General features: G+C 71.1%; 11 protein-coding genes and 2 tRNA genes. 9 read left to right on the plus strand and 4 right to left on the minus strand.

The genetic code is table 11. The features are described 5' to 3' along the window. Positions 1 to 102: 102 nt before the first annotated feature. Together parC and H0E82_RS14125 are read right to left on the minus strand one after the other, a co-directional pair. Entirely contained in the window at positions 103 to 2,349 is a 2,247-nt protein-coding gene (gene parC / locus H0E82_RS14120; RefSeq protein WP_180546074.1) for a DNA topoisomerase IV subunit A, read from the minus strand. A gap of 30 nt (positions 2,350 to 2,379) precedes the next feature. Then, positions 2,380 to 3,936 (minus strand): hypothetical protein, encoded by a 1,557-nt coding sequence (locus H0E82_RS14125; protein ID WP_180546075.1) that lies wholly within the window; start codon positions 3,934 to 3,936, stop codon positions 2,380 to 2,382. A gap of 44 nt (positions 3,937 to 3,980) precedes the next feature. On the opposite strand from H0E82_RS14125, the gene H0E82_RS14130 reads away from it, so the two are divergent. The 5 genes from H0E82_RS14130 to H0E82_RS14150 all read left to right on the plus strand — a co-directional run bounded on the left by H0E82_RS14130 (position 3,981) and on the right by H0E82_RS14150 (position 8,483). Beyond that, positions 3,981 to 4,751, plus strand: a complete 771-nt coding sequence (locus H0E82_RS14130; RefSeq protein ID WP_180546076.1) for a Crp/Fnr family transcriptional regulator — start codon at positions 3,981 to 3,983, stop codon at positions 4,749 to 4,751. A gap of 333 nt (positions 4,752 to 5,084) precedes the next feature. Then, on the plus strand, positions 5,085 to 6,755 hold the full coding sequence (locus tag H0E82_RS14135) for a cytochrome ubiquinol oxidase subunit I (RefSeq protein WP_180546077.1): 1,671 nt from the start codon (positions 5,085 to 5,087) through the stop codon (positions 6,753 to 6,755). Between the two features lie 31 nt (positions 6,756 to 6,786). Further along, entirely contained in the window at positions 6,787 to 7,935 is a 1,149-nt protein-coding gene (gene cydB, locus H0E82_RS14140; RefSeq protein ID WP_180546078.1) for a cytochrome d ubiquinol oxidase subunit II, read from the plus strand. A 35-nt stretch (positions 7,936 to 7,970) separates the two neighbouring features. Then, a complete protein-coding gene (cydX, locus tag H0E82_RS14145; RefSeq protein ID WP_180546079.1) occupies positions 7,971 to 8,123 on the plus strand; it encodes a cytochrome bd-I oxidase subunit CydX in 153 nt (50 codons plus the stop codon). Positions 8,124 to 8,264: 141 nt separating this feature from the next. Continuing rightward, entirely contained in the window at positions 8,265 to 8,483 is a 219-nt protein-coding gene (locus H0E82_RS14150) for a hypothetical protein (RefSeq protein WP_180546080.1), read from the plus strand. 316 nt (positions 8,484 to 8,799) lie between these two features. On the opposite strand, the gene H0E82_RS14155 is transcribed toward H0E82_RS14150, so the two are convergent. Further along, positions 8,800 to 8,886, minus strand: a tRNA-Leu gene (locus tag H0E82_RS14155). Between the two features lie 590 nt (positions 8,887 to 9,476). Next, positions 9,477 to 9,563 (minus strand) — tRNA-Leu (locus H0E82_RS14160). Positions 9,564 to 9,662: 99 nt separating this feature from the next. Here H0E82_RS14160 and rnr point away from each other — a divergent pair. From rnr to H0E82_RS14180, 4 genes are all read left to right on the plus strand, one after another. Then, entirely contained in the window at positions 9,663 to 12,161 is a 2,499-nt protein-coding gene (gene rnr / locus H0E82_RS14165) for a ribonuclease R (protein ID WP_180546081.1), read from the plus strand. 9 nt (positions 12,162 to 12,170) lie between these two features. Further along, entirely contained in the window at positions 12,171 to 12,626 is a 456-nt protein-coding gene (locus H0E82_RS14170; protein WP_328797046.1) for a GFA family protein, read from the plus strand. A gap of 71 nt (positions 12,627 to 12,697) precedes the next feature. Further along, positions 12,698 to 13,465 (plus strand): 23S rRNA (guanosine(2251)-2'-O)-methyltransferase RlmB, encoded by a 768-nt coding sequence (gene rlmB / locus H0E82_RS14175; protein WP_180546083.1) that lies wholly within the window; start codon positions 12,698 to 12,700, stop codon positions 13,463 to 13,465. 169 nt (positions 13,466 to 13,634) lie between these two features. Further along, entirely contained in the window at positions 13,635 to 16,502 is a 2,868-nt protein-coding gene (locus H0E82_RS14180) for a ligand-binding sensor domain-containing diguanylate cyclase (protein ID WP_180546582.1), read from the plus strand. Positions 16,503 to 16,536 lie beyond the last annotated feature (34 nt).

Here is a 16,536-nt window from a genome sequence, read left to right on the forward strand (position 1 = left end):
CGGCGCCGACCGGCCGGTGCGACTGGAGCGGTGGCGACTGTCGGCCATGCCGGCAATGGGCCGCCTTGCGGAGGCCGGGCACCGACGTCGGCCGAGGCCGGATCAGGCATCGACCGCCAGCCCCTCGACCTTCTGCCAGCCGCGTGGCAGCAGCCCACCACGCGAGGCGCGGGCGCCGAGATAGGGTTCGAGTTCCTTGAACGACAGCGTCATCGTGCGCGTGCCCGAGCGCACCAGCAGCGATGCGGCCGGGGGCACCACCGCGACCGCGACCACCTGCTCGGTGCCGCGCTTGGCCTTGGGAATCTCGATGATCTTGTTGCCCTTGCCCTTGTCGAGTTCGGGCAGGTCGGAGACCGGGAACGCGAGCAGATGCCCGGCGCTGGTCACCACGACGAGACGATCGGCCTGCGCATCGCGCACCGGCGCGGGCTGCAGCACGGTGGAGCCGGGCGAGAGCGACAGCATCGCCTTGCCCGCTTTCTGCCGGCCCGTGAGGTTCTCGAAACGGGTGACGAAGCCGTAGCCGTGGGAGGACGCGACGACGAAGCGCGCGTCGGCCTCGCCCGCGACCACGGCCTGGAACGCCGCACCGGCCGCCGGAGAGAACCGGCCGGTCAACGGTTCGCCGTTGCCGCGCGCGGAAGGAAGCGAATGGGCGATCGTGGAATAGCTGCGGCCGGTGGAGTCGAGGAAGGCCACCTGCTGCGTGCTGCGGCCACGGGCGAAGGCCAGCAGCCCGTCGCCGTCGCGGTAGCTCATCCCGGCCGGATCCACGTCGTGCCCCTTGGCCGCGCGGACCCAGCCCTTCTCGCTGACGACGATGGTGACCGGCTCGCTGGGCACGAGATCGCTCTCGTCCAGGGCCTGCGCCGCGCCGCGTGCGACCAGCGGCGAGCGGCGCGGATCCCCGTACTTCTTGGCGTCCGCCAGCAGCTCGTCCTTCACCAGCTTCTTCAGCTTCGAGCCGCTGCCCAGCGTGGCGATCAGGCGGTCGCGCTCGCTTTCCAGCTCGGCCTGCTCGCCGCGGATCTTCATCTCTTCCAGGCGCGCGAGCTGGCGCAGGCGCGTCTCGAGGATGTAGTCGACCTGCGCATCGCTCAGACCGAAGCGCGCCTGCAGCACGCCGCGCGGCTCGTCCTCGGTGCGGATGATGCGGATCACCTCGTCGAGATTGAGGAAGGCGATCAGCAGGCCGTCGAGCAGGTGCAGGCGACGCTCGACCTTGTCGAGGCGGTGGGTCAAGCGCCGGGTGACGGTGTCGGTGCGGAACTGCAGCCATTCCGACAGCAGCATCTTCAGGTTCTTGACCTGTGGACGGCCGTCGAGCCCGATCACATTGAGGTTGACCCGGTAGCTGCGCTCCAGATCCGTGGTCGCGAACAGATGCCCCATCAGCTGTTCGGCATCCACGCGGTTGGAGCGGGGCACCAGCACCACGCGCACCGGATTGGCGTGGTCGGACTCGTCGCGGATGTCCTCCAGCCACGGCAGTTTCTTGGCGCGCATCTGCGCCGCGATCTGTTCGATCACCTTCGACGGCGACACCTGGAACGGCAGCGCGGTGATGACGATGTTGGCGTGTTCCTTCTGGAACGTGGCGCGTGCCCGCACGCTGCCGTGGCCGGTCTCGTACATGCCGAGCAGATCGGACGCCGGCGTGATGATCTCGGCGCTGGTCGGGTAATCCGGGCCGCGCACGTGCTCGCACAGGTCGCGCACGGTCGCATCGGGATCGTCGAGCAGGCGCACGCAGGCGCTGACCACCTCGGCCAGGTTGTGCGGCGGCACGTCGGTGGCCATGCCGACGGCGATGCCGGTGGTGCCGTTGAGCAGCAGGTGCGGCAGGCGCGCCGGCAACCACGAGGGCTCCTGCATCGTGCCGTCGAAGTTGTCGGTCCAGTCGACGGTGCCGTGGCCGAGCTCGGACAGCAGCACTTCGGCCAGCGGGGTCATCTTCGATTCGGTGTAGCGCATCGCCGCGAACGATTTCGGGTCGTCGCTGGAGCCGAAGTTGCCCTGGCCGTCGATCAGCGGATAGCGGTACGAGAACGGCTGCGCCATCAGCACCAGTGCCTCGTAGCACGCGCTGTCGCCGTGCGGGTGGTACTTGCCGATCACGTCGCCGACGGTGCGCGCGGACTTCTTCGGCTTCGCCGCCGCGCCCAGGCCCAGCTCGCTCATCGCGTAGATGATCCGGCGCTGCACGGGTTTCAGGCCATCGCCGATGAACGGCAGCGCGCGGTCGAGCACCACGTACATCGAGTAGTCGAGGTAGGCGCGCTCGGCGAACTCGCGCAGCGGCAGCTGCTCGAAGCCATGGAAGGGGGTGCGGACGGACTCGGTCATCGGGACAGCATCGACGGTGGACCGGCGATTTTAGCGGGTGTGCGTCGCAGGCGTTGCGCCTGCCGGTGGCAGGCCGTCGATCCATGCGGCGAGGGCGGCCTCGTCGGAGAAGGCGCCGCGCCAGGCGTGCGCGGGGCGATAGGGCTGGTTGTGGCCGCGGCTGCGGCCGCGATACACCTTCATCGGGATGGCCACCGCGGCCAGCCCACTCGGCAGGGTCTGTTCGCGGACGTCCATGTACACCGTATCGGCCGAGGTCTCGCCGCCGACCAGCACTGCGCCGAGCGGGAGCCACAGGTCCAGCGCATCGAGGCAGGCCGACGCGCAGGCCGCGTCGGCGAGCACGAAGACCGGCACGTCCGCCGCCATCGCACGCGGTCGCGGCGCGGGGGGCGCAGGCATCGCCTCCGCATCGGCAGGGTGGCGCCACAGGGCCTCGCCGCGGCCGAGGGCCGCGGACATGCCGCGATCGACGATGTCCACCCAGTGCAGCATCACCGCATCGGGATCGGGCTGCGCGCGCAGCATGGCGCCGAAGTCGCGGATCGCGGCGAGATTGGCCGCATCCACGCGCCAGTCCACCCGGCTGTCGCCCGGCGGCAGCGCGGCGAGCGCGGCATCGCCCCAGAGCCGACGGGCGATCTCGCGGCCCCAGTGCGAGGACCCCCCGCCGTTGCCGCGCAGATCGAGTACGACCCGGCGAGCAGCCCGCACGCGGGCGGTGTCGTCGAGGTCCGACAGCAGGGCGGTCAGCGCCGGCGCGTCGCGTTCGGCACTGAAGCTGCCCGCGGCGATCCACAGCTGGCCCCTGCGCGGCGTGCGCACGCCGGTGGTCGTGGCCTGCAGTCGCCGGGTCGCGGTCAGCCGCTCCGCCAGCCCGGCCGGCTCGAGGTCGCGCCAGTCGAGCATGACGCGGCGCACCCGTGCGCCTTCCTGGAACCGGCAGGCCACCGGGCGCGCCACCCAGGGATTGCCGGCATCGAGGAACAGGCGCCCGGCGTGCGCGACCCGCTGCGCGTTCAAGTCCCACAACCCGCGGAAGCGGCCGACGACCGCTTGGGCCAGTGCGTCGGCATCAATGCCGTCGCAGTCGAGCAGGCGCGCGTCGAGGGCGGGCAGGGCGTCGTCGTCCAGGCGCGTCGCGACCACGTGGTCACCGTCGGACGAGCGGGTCAGGAAGCCGGGCCAGCGCGTGGGCAGCGTGGGCGCCGCATCCCGCGTCGCGAGCTGCACGTGGCCGTCGTCGAAGCTGGCCTGGAACTCGCGCAGTGCCCACCAGTAACCGGCGAAATCGAGTGTCCGTGGCACCCGGGCGAGCGCCTGCTCGAGCCCTGCGTCGAGCGCCGCGGCGAACCCGGGGTTCGCCGGATCGACCGGCCCGGGATGACTGTCGCGCAACGCGGCGTGGAACGCGCGCACGTCCCGTTCCAGTGTGTCGGGCCAGTCGGGCGCCCCGTCCGCTGCAGCCGCGGGCAGGGCGAGGGCCAGCATCAGCAGGCAGGCAGGGGACAGGCGCGTGGCGGGGTTCCATCGAGGCAATCGGAATTGCAGCGGTTGCCCGGGCGCACGGCACGGGCCGAAGGTCATGGTGGAGCGCCGAAGCGGGTTTCTGCCGGGGCTATGATGGCGCCATGCAGGCCAAGCCGCCGCCGAGCGTCACCCACCACGTCCCGTCGCCCGCCGCGCGCCCGGGTCAGGGCGGCACGCGCCGTCTGCCGCATGCGGGCTGCGACGGCTGCCTCAGCCGGCATCTCGCAGTCTGCGCCGCACTGCCCGCGGCCGAGACCCACGCGCTGGAGGCGGCTGCCGGCGAGGTGATGCTGGCGGCGGGCGCGACGCTCGCCCACGAGGGAGCGGCGCGGCGCGAGGTCTACACCGTGACCCGGGGCATGCTGCGGCGCGTGCGCCTGCTGCCGGATGGACGCAGGCTGGTGGCGGGCTTCCTGATGCCGGGCGATTTCATCGGCTTCAGTGGCGCGCCCGCCTACCGGCACACCATCGAGGCGATCACAGAGAGCGTGCTGTGCGTGTTCCCGATGCAGAGCATGCGCCGGCTCTGCGAGCGCTACCCGGAGCTCGAATCCGGCATGCTCGCCCAGGCCTGCGCCGAGCTCGACGCGACCCGCGCGAGCCTGATGCTGCTGGCGCGGATGGGGCCGTCCGAGCGTCTGGCCGGCTTCCTGATCGACCTGGCCGAGCGCCAGCGTCTACGCGGGGGTACGGCGCACCACGTCGATCTGCCGATGACCCGCGCCGACATCGCCGACCATCTCGGCCTGACCATCGAGACCGTCAGCCGCAGCTTCACCCGGCTGCGTCAGGCGGGCACGATCGCCTTCGACGATCCGCGCCGGATCGATCTCGTCGACCTGCCTGCGCTGCGCGCGGCCGCAGGGCTCTGACGGCCGCCGCGCGCGAGCGCACGCGGTCCACCCCCGGACGGGCCGGGCGCGTGCGGGGCCTACGTCACCGCCGACACGCGCAGGCGCGATGCAAGCGATACCGCACGCGGCGCCGGCCGCAGCCTCGCGGCCTGACGGGGCTCCCCTCGTCGCCGGCACGATGGCCCGTTCCGGCGGATCGCCGCACCGGTGACAGCCCCCCGGCAGTCCCGGCGCCGCGCACGGCAGGGCCACGTTGTCGCACGGCGTCCGTTGGGCTGCATTGATCAGGATCAATGCGCGCTCCCGTGAGCGGGTCGAGCATGCGCGCATGCCCCGTTCCGGTTGAAGACCATGATCGACATGACCGTCGTCGAACTGTCCCGCCTGCAGTTCGCGCTCACCGCGATGTACCACTTCCTGTTCGTCCCGCTCACGCTGGGACTGTCTTTCATGATGGCGATCATGGAGAGCATCTATGTCATGACCGGGCGCGATATCTGGCGCCGGATGACGCTCTTCTGGGGCGTGCTGTTCGGCATCAACTTCGCCGTGGGCGTGGCCACCGGCATCGTCATGGAATTCCAGTTCGGCATGAACTGGGCCTACTACAGCCACTACGTCGGCGACATCTTCGGCGCGCCGCTGGCGATCGAAGGGCTGATGGCCTTCTTCCTCGAAGCCACCTTCATCGGCCTGTTCTTCTTCGGCTGGAAGCGGCTGTCGCGGGTGCAGCATCTGGTGGTGACCTGGCTGGTCGCGCTGGGCGCGAACTTCTCGGCGCTGTGGATCCTGGTCGCCAACGGCTGGATGCAGAATCCGGTCGGCGCGGTGTTCAATCCGGACACGATGCGCATGGAGATCACCGACTTCATGGCGGTGATCTTCAACCCGGTGGCCCAGGCGAAGTTCGTGCACACGGTGTCGGCCGGCTATGTGACCGGGGCGATCTTCGTGATGTCGATCAGCGCGTTCTACCTGCTGCGCGACAAGCATCGCGACATCGCCCGGCGCTCGATCGCGGTGGCGGCGAGCTTCGGCCTGGCCTCGGCCCTGAGCGTGGTCGTGCTGGGCGACGAGAGCGGTTATGCCGCGACCGAACACCAGAAGATGAAACTCGCCGCGATCGAGGCGATGTGGCACACCGAGCCTGCGCCCGCCGGGTTCACGGTGATCGGGCTGCCCGACCAGGCCACCCAGTCCAACCGGTTCGAGGTCAAGGTGCCGTGGCTGATGGGCCTGATCGCGACGCGATCGCTCGGCGGCGAGATTCCCGGCATCCTCGAACTGGTCGAGCGCGCCGAACACCGCATCCGCGGCGGCCAGCTCGCCTATGCCGCGCTCGAGCGGCTGCGCGAGAACCGGGACGACGCTGCCGCGCGGGCCGCGTTCGACCGCCACTGGGCGGATCTGGGCCACGGCCTGCTGCTCAAGCGCTATCGCGACGACATCCTCGCCGCCAGCGAGCAGGAGATCTCGCAGGCCGCGCTCGACACGGTGCCGCGGGTCGCACCGCTGTTCTGGACGTTCCGGATCATGGCGGCGATCGGCTTCTATCTGATCGCGTTCTTCGCGGTGGCGTTCTGGCTGGTCACGCGCAACCGCATCGAGACCAGCCGGCGGTTTCTCTGGGTGGCGCTGCTCAGCCTGCCGCTGCCGTGGATCGCGATCGAATGCGGCTGGTTCGTCGCCGAGTACGGGCGCCAGCCCTGGGCGGTGGAGGGCGTGCTGCCGACGTTCTACGCGGCTTCGGGCATCGCTCTGAAGGACATCCTGATCTCGCTGGCGGGCTTCGTGATCATCTACACGGGCCTGGCCGTGGTCGCCGCGCGGCTGATGCTGGCCGCGATCCGCAAGGGGCCGGACGTGCTCGCGCCCGCCGCGCGCGACGAGGCCCCCGCGGCCGTCGACGACGTCGTTCCGGACGTCGGCCGCTCCGCGTCGGATCCGCTCGATCCACTGGATCCACTCGATCCGCCCGTGCGTCCCGGACTGCCCGAGCCTTCGCCCGGCGCCGGCCTCTGAGCCCGCGCTCCTCTTCTGCAAGGACTTCACGATGGACTTCATTCCCTTCGATTACGCCACGCTGCGGCTGGTCTGGTGGCTGCTCCTCGGCGTGCTGCTGATCGGTTTCGCGGTGATGGACGGCTTCGATCTCGGTGTCGGGACGCTGTTGCCGTTCGTGGCACGCACGGATGCCGAGCGGCGGATCGTGGTCAACACCATCGGCCCGGTCTGGGAAGGCAACCAGGTGTGGTTGATCCTCGGCGGCGGCGCGATCTTCGCCGCGTTTCCGCCGCTGTACGCGGTGAGCTTCTCGGGCTTCTATCTGGCGATGTTCCTGATCCTCTTCGCGCTGATCCTGCGGCCGGTGGGCTTCAAGTTCCGCGGCAAGGTGGAGAACACGCGCTGGAAGCAGACCTGGGACTGGGCGCTGTTCGTCGGCGGCGCGGTGCCGGCCCTGGTGTTCGGCGTGGCGGTGGGCAACGTGCTGCTGGGGGTGCCGTTCCACTTCACCCCGGAGCTGCGCCCGGTCTACACCGGCGGTTTCTTCGCACTCCTGACTCCGTTCGCACTGCTCGCCGGCCTGGTGTCCCTGAGTCTGCTGGTGTCCCACGGCGCGGCGATGCTGGTGATCAAGACCCGCGGCCCGATCGCCGATCGCGCCGCACGCTACGGCAGCCTCGCCGCGCTGGCCGGCGCCGTGCTGTTCGTCGTGGCCGGGGTCTGGATCGCCACCGGGATCCAGGGCTTCCGCGTCGATTCGCTGATCGATGGCGCGCAGGCCTCGAACCCGCTATTCAAGACGGTGAGTCGCGAGCCGGGCCTGTGGATGGCGAACTATTCCGCGCGTCCCTGGACGATGCTGGCGCCGGTGCTCGGCGTGGCCGGCGCACTGGCCGCCGCGACGCTGCTGCGCATGCGCCGGGGCATGGCCGCTTTCGTGGCCTCCGCCACGTCGCTGGCGGCGGTGATCCTGACCGTCGGCTTCGCGATCTTTCCGTTCCTGCTGCCGTCCTCGACGATGCCCGACGCCGGGCTGACCCTGTGGGATGCCTCGAGCAGCCCGATGACACTGTGGATCATGCTGCTGGCGACCGCGGTCTTTCTGCCGCTGGTCCTGGCCTACACGAGCTGGGTGTACCGGGTGATGCGCGGCGAAGTGGACGATGCCAGCGTCAACGACACCCCCAACGCCTACTGACACGACGCGGGCATCCGCCCGCCGGAGACGACACCATGTGGTACTTCGCCTGGATCCTCGGTATCGGCCTCGCGGCCTGTTTCGCCATCCTCAACGGCATGTGGTTCGAAGTGCGCGAGCAGCGCCGCGAGGCGGAGGGCACCGGTGCGCCGGACGCGGCGCCGGCGCTCACGGCCCGGCTCATGTGAGTGCGCCGGTGCGGGCGACCGGCGGCGTTCGGCGGAGCGCCCCGGACCCGGTCCGCCCGCGCCACCGGCATGCGCCGCACATCACATGCCGTCGCCGGCCGTGCCTGCACCCTGGCGGCTCACGCAAGCGGAGACCAGGCCATGTCAGCACCCACGTCCGATTCCGAGGCGCGCGGCCCACTCGAGCGCGACCGCGCACCCGACGGCCCGCGCACGCCCGGCGAATCCCCGGCCAAGCACGACCAGGCCTCGCAGAACGATCCGGCCGTCATGCCGGGCGCCCGTGAAGGCAACCGCGCACGCCGGAGCGGAGAGGGCGATGCCGGCAATCCCGGCAACCGCGAACGTCTCGACGAGTGATTCCCTGCGCGGCCTGTGCGCCCGGGCACGCCCGCGCCGATCGCCCCTCGCAACCGTCGCCGCTCCGGTGCACGACCGCAGCGTCGTCGGGCCGCGAACGTCCGTGCGAGCGCGCTTCGCGGCGGCGGCGACCACTTCGGGGCGACGCCTTCTTCCGGGCTCCACGTCGTCAGCCGACCGCGGCAGGCGCGAGAGCGATCCCACACGATCGGGGTGTGCAGCGCCACGGCCGGGCAACGGGCGCAGGTCACGGCGGGCACAAAAAAACCCGCCGTGGCGGGTTCGATGTTCGCGGGTGGTAAGCCTGCGATGACCTTGGTGCCCGGGAGAGGACTCGAACCTCCACGGAGTTGCCCCCGCTAGCACCTGAAGCTAGTGCGTCTACCAATTCCGCCACCCGGGCAGGTCAGGGCGCGAATTCTGCGGCGCAGCACCGGCGCTGTCAATGCGGCGCCCGCGAGCACCGGCCGGATCCTGTCAGGCGGGCGGCTCGATCAGGCCAGGACCACGATGCCCAGCGCCGCGCCGAACGACAGGCGCGCTGCGAAGTCGGCACGGCAGTCGCCGTGTCGCCGGAGGGGGGGGAGGGCGATCCTGCGCTGGCGCCCGCCCAGCGCAGATGCAGCGCCACCAGGCCGCGGACGATCCCGGCTGATCCGCAGCCAGGGCATCCCCAGCCACCCGCCCGGCGGCGCAACGCCGGGGCCCGGGCGAAGGTTGCCAGCATTGCCGGCAGGGTCACCCGGCGGTTCCGGGATGAAGGCTCGCCGCCAAGTGGCGACCCCGCTCCGAAGCCACCGCGCCTTGCACGCGACGGCAGCCCGGCGCCCGTTCCGCCCAACCGGGTGGCGGCGACGACGAAGTACCGCAGCGCGGGCATGGCGTCGCCGATCACGAAGGCACCGTCGGCGTCCGGCGGCGTGTTTGCGACGGGCACAAAAAAACCCGCCGTGGCGGGTTCGATGTTCGCGGGTGGTAAGCCTGCGATGACCTTGGTGCCCGGGAGAGGACTCGAACCTCCACGGAGTTGCCCCCGCTAGCACCTGAAGCTAGTGCGTCTACCAATTCCGCCACCCGGGCAGGTCAGGGCGCGTATGTTGTCGATGCGCCCGGCCGTTGTCAACGATCGCACGGCGCGTTGATGATGCCGGGACGGGGGTGGCGTGTAACATCGCTGCGATGTCCAAGCCACCCAGCAAACGCGGCGGACGCCGCACCCCGACCGGCACCGACCGGCCCGCCAACGACCGCAGCGCCACCGGTGCAGCCCGCGGCCCCAAGTCCGCCCCCGCCGGCAGCGCGCCGCTTCCGCCGTGGATGCCCGATCCGGGACTCGCCCGCGCACTGCGCTCCGGCCGGCCGCGCAACGCCCAGGACGACCGGCCTGCAGCCGAGCGTCACGTGCCGTCGCAGCCGCCGCGGCCCTCCGCCGCGCGCCCGGGCCGGTTCGAGGATCCACACGCGGGCCGTGAGGCGGTTCGCTACGCCAACCCCATCGCGAGCCGCGAGGCGATCCTGCAGCTGCTGACCGACGCGCCGGGGCCGCAGACGGCCGAGGAACTGGCCGAGCAGCTCGGCCTGACCGATCCCGAGCGCAGCGACGCGCTGGGCAAGCGTCTTGCAGCCATGCTGCGCGAGGGCCAGCTGCTGCAGAACCGCCGCGGCGGCCTGGTGCCGGCCAAGCGCATGGACCTGATCCCCGGCACGGTGATCGCCAATCCGGAGGGCTTCGGCTTCCTGCGCCCCGATTCGGGCAGCGGCGACGATCTGTTCCTGCCGCCCGCGGAGATGCGCAAGGCGATGCACGGCGATCGCGTGCTGGCCAGCCTGACCAACGTCGACGCACGCGGCCGCCGCGCCGGCGTCATCGTGGAGGTGCTCGAACGGCGCACCACGCGCCTGATGGGCCGCTTCGCGGTCGAGCACGGCATCAGCTTCGTGGTGCCCGACGACAAGCGCATCCAGCGCAACATCCAGATTCCGCAGGACGCACGCCAGGACGCGACACATGGCCAGCTGGTGGTGTGCGAGATCACCGCGCCGGGCGATGCGCACCGCCCGCCGATCGGCCGTGTGCTGACCGTGCTCGGCGACGTGCTCAAGCCGTCGCTGGTGGTCGAGGCCGCGATCCACGGGCACAACCTGCCGCACGAGTTCTCCCAGGCAGTGCTCGAAGAGGCCGCCGCGATCCCGGTGGACGTCGAAGAACGCATGCTCGGCGGCCGCGTCGACCTGCGCAGCCTGCCGCTGGTGACCATCGACGGCGAGGACGCCAAGGACTTCGACGACGCGGTCTACTGCGAACCCAACCGCGACGGCTTCCGTCTGGTGGTCGCGATCGCCGACGTGTCGAACTACGTACGCCCGGGCACGCCGCTCGACGACGAGGCCCAGCTGCGCGCGACCAGCGTGTATTTCCCGGGTTTCGTCGTGCCGATGCTGCCCGAGACGCTGTCCAACGGCATCTGCTCGCTCAAGCCGAAGGTCGACCGGATGTGCTTCGTCTGCGACATGCAGGTGCAGCGCGACGGCACGGTGTCGCACTCGAAGTTCTATGAAGCGGTGATGCATTCGCATGCGCGCCTGACCTATACCCAGGTCTGGAAGGCGGTCGGCGAGCAGGACGAGGACACGCGCGCGGCGATCGCGCCGGTGCTGCCGCAGGTCGAACGCCTGCACCAGCTCTACGCGGTGCTCGCCAAGGCGCGCGCCAAGCGCGGCGCGATCGAGTTCGAATCCTCCGAAGTGCGCTTCGTGCTCGACAACACCGGCGAGGTCACCCAGGCCGGCATGCTCCAGCGCAACGATGCGCACAAGCTGATCGAGGAATGCATGATCGCGGCCAATGTCCAGGCGGCCGAGTTCCTCCTCGAGGCGGCGATCTCCGCGCCGTACCGGGTGCACGACAAGCCGCCGGAGGCGAAGTACGCCGACCTGCTGGAATTCCTCAAGGAGTTCTCGCTGCGCATGCCACCGTGGTCGAAGGTGCAGCCCAAGGATTTCACCCAGCTGCTGAAGAAGATCCGCGAGCGGCCCGATGCGACCCTGCTCGAGTCGGTGTTGCTGCGCAGCCAGAGCCAGGCGGTCTACACGACCGAGAACATCGGCCACTTCGGCCTGGCGCTGGCGGCGTATGCGCATTTCACTTCGCCGATCCGCCGTTATCCGGATCTGCTGGTGCACCGCGCGATCAAGCACGTGCTGTCCGGGCTGCCGCTGGCGAAGTTCATGTACACGCCGCGCCTGATGGAAAGCCTGTCGCTGCAGTGCTCGGAGCGCGCGCGCCGGGCCGACGAGGCCGAGCGCGAGGTCGACGAGCGCTACCGCGCGGCCTGGATGGAGCAGCACGTCGGCGGCCAGTTCGACGGCGTCATCAGCGGCGTGACCAGCTTCGGCCTGTTCGTCGAGCTCGACCAGTCCAAGGTCAACGGCCTGGTCCACGTGACCCAGCTGCCGAACGATTTCTACAGCTTCGATCCGATCCGGCGGATGCTCAGCGGTCAGCGCGCGGGTCGCGAGTACCGGCTCGGTGACCGGGTGCGTATCGTCGTGCTCAAGGCCAGCCTGGAAGACCGCAAGATCGATTTCCGGCTGGTCGACCCGGACGCGGCGGAGCAGGGGGTCAAGCCGTTGCCGGCGCGTGGTACGCCCGCCAAGCGCAGCAAGCAGCCGTACTGAGGTCGTCCAGTGGGCGGCGCGCAGACGGTCTTCACGGGTGGCTGCCAGTGTGGCGCGGTGCGGTTCAGCGCGCGGGGTCCACTGGAAGCCTCTGTCTGCCACTGCCGGATGTGCCAGAAGGCGTTCGGCGCCTACTACGCGCCACTGGTGTCGGTGGACGACGCCGCATTGGAATGGACCCGGGGCGTGCCCCGGCGGTTCGCGTCGTCGAATCTCGTCCAGCGGGGCTTCTGCGCGGACTGCGGCACGCCGCTGACCTACGAATCGCCCCAGGGCGTGGCCATCGCGGCCGGCGCCTTCGACACGCCGGCGCTGATGCCGCCGGTGGTCCAGTACGGCGCCGAAGCGGCGCTGCCGTTCGTTGACGCGATCGCGCAGCTGCCGAGCCGGTCCACCGATGCCGGCGACGCGAGCGCGTTCCTCGCCCGGATCGTGTCCAACCAGCACCCCGATCACGACACCTGAGCGCCGCGCAGGCGGGGGCCGGGCACCCTCGTGTACGCTTGCCGCCCTGTTTCCCCCTCCCAACGCGCGCCATGAGCAACAAGCAGAACCAGTGGATCGTCGGCATCAATGCCGTCGCCGCGGCCGTCGAGCACGACGCCGACAACGTGCGCGAGGTGTTGCTGGAGGCCGGTGCCAAGAACCCGCGCATCACCGAGATCGAATCCGACGCGCGCCGGCGCGACATCGACGTGCGCCGGGTCAACCAGCAGGCGCTCGACGGCGTCGCCGGTGGCCTGCGCCATCAGGGCGCGGCGGCCCGCTACGCGGCCGCGAAGACCTGGGACGAGGACGAACTCGAGGGTCTGGTCGAAGCCGCGTCCGGAAAGGCGCTGCTGCTGGTGCTCGACGGCGTGCAGGATCCGCACAATCTCGGCGCCTGCCTGCGCAGCGCCGCGGCCGCGGGCGCTACCGCGGTGGTGATCCCCAAGGACAAGGCGGTGCAGGTCAACGCGACCGTGCGCAAGACATCGGCCGGCGCCGCCGACCACGTGCCGGTGGTGCGGGTGACCAATCTCTCGCGCACGCTGCGCGACCTGCAGAAGCTCGGCGTGTGGATCTACGGCCTGGCCGGCGAGGCGGACGGCTCGCTGTACGCCATCGATCTGCGCGGCAACGTGGCCCTGGTGCTGGGCGGCGAGGCCGACGGCATGCGCCGCCTGACCCGCGAGCACTGCGACCAGCTGGTGACCATCCCGATGCCGGGCGCGGCCGCGGCGGCCGGTGTCGAAAGTCTCAACGTGTCGGTCGCCGCGGGCGTCACCCTGTTCGAAGCCGTCCGCCAGCGCGCGGCCGGCTGACCCGGCACAGAGCGGGGACGTGGTCGGGACCGTGAGCCTGGCGCGGGCGGGCATCCTCTTGCGTGGATGGCGGGGGTGGACGCTGCGCTGGCTGCTCGCCGGCGTGCTGGCTGCCGGCGTGTGCACGGGCACCGCCGCCTCTGTCGACGCCGCGGCCCCGGCAGCGACCATGCCCGGTCCGCTGCGCGATTACGCGGTCGACCAGTGGACGTCGCGCGACGGCCTGCCGCACAACTCGATCCGCGACCTCGCGCAGACCCCGGACGGCTATCTCTGGTTCGCCACCTGGGAAGGGCTGGTGCGCTACGACGGCCTGGAGTTCGTGGTCTACGACCGCAGCACGTCCACGCCCGCACTGCTGGACAACGGCGTGGGCACGCTCTATGTCGACCCGACGGGCGCGCTGTGGTTCAGCGATTCGCGCGGCAACGTCGGTCGCCGCGACGCCGGCGGCGCATGGCGCGTCTGGAGCGCGGCCGAGGAAGGCTGGCCACAGGTGCTGGTGCACGCGATGGTCATGGACGCACAGGGCCGCCTGTGGCTGCTGTTCGAAGGCCGTGGCCTCGGCGCGCTGCATGCCGATGGCCGCTTCGAGTACACCGAACCGCCGCCGGGGGTACCCCTTGCCCTGAGTTATCCGCACATGGCGGTCGGGCAGGATGGGCGGATCTGGATCGGCGGGCTCGGTGGCCTGCTCGTGCGGGAGCCGGACGGCCGCCTGCACCGCGCGCCGGCGGCGCTGGGCCTCGCCCCGGGACTGGCCTGGCCGTACCGGGCACCGGACGGCGCGATCTGGCTGGTGGCCGGCGACAGCGTGCACCGGATCGAAGGCGCCGCGGCGCCGCGGCGCTACCGCATTCCCGGCCAGGGCGATTTCACCGCGATGCTGCAGGATCGGCACGGCGCGTTGTGGCTGGGCAGCGAGAGTCGCGGCCTGCTGCGCATCGGCGCGCGCGGCGTGGAGACACCGCCCACCGATGCGGCGCGTCCGCCGGGCCGCATCGTCGGTCTGCTCGAGGATGCCGAAGGCAGCGTGTGGGCGGGCGCCAACGGCGGCCTGTTCCGGCTGCGCGAAACCCTGTTCCAGCGCCTGACCGCACACGACGGCCTGAGCGGCGACTATGCCCGCGCGCTGCTCGAGGATCGCGACGGGACGCTGTGGATCGGCGGCGCCAGCGGGCTCGACCGGCACCTGCCGGACGGCCATCTGGCGCCGTTCGCCTTGCAGCCCGGCGTGCCGCCGTCGGTGCTCAGCCTGGCCCAGGACCGCGATGGCGACGTCTGGGTGGGCGCCTACGGCGGGCGCGTGTTCCGCATGCGCGACGGTGTCGTGGTCGACCGCCTGCAGGGATTCCCCGGCCACATCCGGGCCATCGAGGCCACGCCGGACGGGGCGGTCTGGATCGCCACGCACAGCGGCCCCGTGCGGCTGGTGGACGGGCGTGTCGACACGCCGCGCGTCCCGGGTCTGCCGACCGGACTGGTGACCTCACTGGCCTGGATCGACGATGCCCTGTGGGTCGGTTCGGTGGAAGGGGCGAGCGTGCTCGAGGGCGGGCGCGTGCGGCATGTGGCCCTTCCGGCCGGCGCGCGCACCGTGTTCGCCTTCCGGCGCATCGGCGACGCGGTGTGGATGGCCACCGATCGCGGCCTTCACCGCGTACGCGGGAACGCGGTCGCGCCGGTCGGACTGGCGCAGGGTCTGCCGGTCGACACCGTCTTCCAGATCGTGCCCGACCGCATCGGCAATGCCTGGATCACCAGCAATCGCGGCATGCTGCGTGCGCGCATGCAGGATCTCGACGCCGTGGCCGATGGCCGCCTCGCGACACTCCCGCTCGAGCGCTACGACGAGATCGACGGCATGTCCAGCGCGCAGGGCAACGGCAGCTCGTCGCCGTCGGCGATCCTGCGCGCCGACGGTTCGGTGTGGATGGCCACCGCGCGCGGCATCAGCGGCGTCGATCCGCAGCGCTGGAGTTCCTACCGAAAGCGGCTGCCGCCGGTGCCGCGGATCGATGCCGTGCGCCTGGATGGCGAGCCGCTGGACTGGCGCGACGGGCAGCAGCTGGAGGGCGGGGCTCGCATCTCGGTCTCGTTCGTCGGGCTGAGCTTCCTGATGTCGGACCGGATCCGCTTCCGCACACGGCTCGAAGGCCTCGACGCACGCTGGATCGAACACGGCCGCCAGCGCAGTGTGGAGTTCGTCGGCCTGCCGCCGGGCGACTACGTGCTGCAGGTCGAAGCGGCGCACCCGGAGGGCGAATGGAGTGCGCATCCGGCGGCCTGGCACTTCTCGGTGGCGCCGCGCTGGTGGCAGCGCCACAGCGTGCAGCTGGCGCTCGCGGTACTCGCGCTGCTGGCGCCGGCGCTGCTCTACGGCGTGCGCCTGCGCCGCTATCGCAGAGCGAACGACAGGCTGAGCCACCTGGTCGACGAGCGCACGCGGACCCTGCAGCGGCAGACCGAGCAGCTGCTCGAGGCGGACCGCGAGAAGACCGAGCTGCTGGGCCGGCTGCAGGCCCAGGCCGAGACCTTCGAACGCCAGGCGCTCGAGGACGCACTGACCGGCCTGCCGAACCGGCGCAGTTTCGACGCGGCGCTCGCGCGTGAGTTCGCCCGTGCGCATCGCAAGGGCCAGCCGCTGTGCCTGATGATCCTGGACGTCGACCGGTTCAAAACAGTCAACGACCAGTACAGCCATGTCGTCGGCGATGCGGTGCTGCGCCAGGTGGGCGAACTGCTGATGGGCGCGTGCCGGGCCACCGACATCGCGGCACGCATCGGCGGCGAAGAGTTCGCGTTGATCCTGGTCGACACCAGTCCGGACGAGGCCCACGTGGTCTACGCCCGCCTGCGCGACGCGTTCGCACGGCGCACGGACTGGGGCGGGGTGCCCGGGCTGCGGATCACGATCAGCGCCGGGTCGACGCGCATCGATCCGCTGGACACGGCCCCTGCCCAGTTGGTGCGGCGCGCCGACATGGCCCTCTACCGCGCCAAGAGCGCAGGACGCGACCAGCTCTGCGATGGCTGAGCCGCGTCGAGGTCCCGGCCACCGGGCCCTTCAT

Origin of the sequence: Luteimonas deserti, from assembly GCF_013425765.1 — a bacterium.
Classification (GTDB): Bacteria; Pseudomonadota; Gammaproteobacteria; order Xanthomonadales; family Xanthomonadaceae; genus Luteimonas; species Luteimonas deserti.

Excerpts from the sequence above, each read along its gene's own strand:
- parC (WP_180546074.1), bottom strand. The coding sequence starts at position 2,349 with ATGACCGAGTCCGTCCGCACCCCCTTCCATGGCTTCGAGCAGCTGCCG.
- H0E82_RS14125 (WP_180546075.1), bottom strand. The coding sequence starts at position 3,936 with ATGACCTTCGGCCCGTGCCGTGCGCCCGGGCAACCGCTGCAATTCCGA.
- H0E82_RS14130 (WP_180546076.1), top strand. The coding sequence starts at position 3,981 with ATGCAGGCCAAGCCGCCGCCGAGCGTCACCCACCACGTCCCGTCGCCC.
- H0E82_RS14135 (WP_180546077.1), top strand. The coding sequence starts at position 5,085 with ATGATCGACATGACCGTCGTCGAACTGTCCCGCCTGCAGTTCGCGCTC.
- cydB (WP_180546078.1), top strand. The coding sequence starts at position 6,787 with ATGGACTTCATTCCCTTCGATTACGCCACGCTGCGGCTGGTCTGGTGG.
- cydX (WP_180546079.1), top strand. The coding sequence starts at position 7,971 with ATGTGGTACTTCGCCTGGATCCTCGGTATCGGCCTCGCGGCCTGTTTC.
- H0E82_RS14150 (WP_180546080.1), top strand. The coding sequence starts at position 8,265 with ATGTCAGCACCCACGTCCGATTCCGAGGCGCGCGGCCCACTCGAGCGC.
- rnr (WP_180546081.1), top strand. The coding sequence starts at position 9,663 with ATGTCCAAGCCACCCAGCAAACGCGGCGGACGCCGCACCCCGACCGGC.
- rlmB (WP_180546083.1), top strand. The coding sequence starts at position 12,698 with ATGAGCAACAAGCAGAACCAGTGGATCGTCGGCATCAATGCCGTCGCC.
- H0E82_RS14180 (WP_180546582.1), top strand. The coding sequence starts at position 13,635 with ATGCCCGGTCCGCTGCGCGATTACGCGGTCGACCAGTGGACGTCGCGC.